Source organism: Staphylococcus coagulans, assembly GCF_002901995.1.
GTDB lineage: Bacteria > Bacillota > Bacilli > Staphylococcales > Staphylococcaceae > Staphylococcus > Staphylococcus coagulans.
The window spans coordinates 1-230 of sequence record NZ_PPQN01000100.1 but is presented as its reverse complement, the minus strand read 5'-3'; the positions used below and the strand labels follow the sequence as shown (position 1 = coordinate 230).

1 protein-coding gene is annotated in these 230 nt (G+C 33.0%); it reads left to right on the top strand.

Translation table 11 applies throughout. From position 1 onward, the window contains the following. Window positions 1–144 precede the first annotated feature (144 nt). The coding region (locus tag CD118_RS11925; protein WP_142380881.1) for a LysR family transcriptional regulator at window positions 145–230 on the top strand (86 nt) is incomplete at its 3' end.

The window sequence follows — 230 nt, the reverse complement described above, 5'->3', positions numbered from 1 at the left end:
TTTATAAGATAAAAAATATGTAAAATTAGTATTATATTATCTTTAAAGTGTAAGCGTGTCAAAATTTGTGTGAGGCCGTTGTGCACGTTACAATTTGTAAGAGGCATTGGGCTATAATAAAGAGAAAGAATGGAGGGTTATCGTTTGGATATCAAACAAATGAAATACTTTGTAGAAGTTGTACGTCAAGAAGGGATGACACGTGCAGCGGAAACATTGTATATTGCACA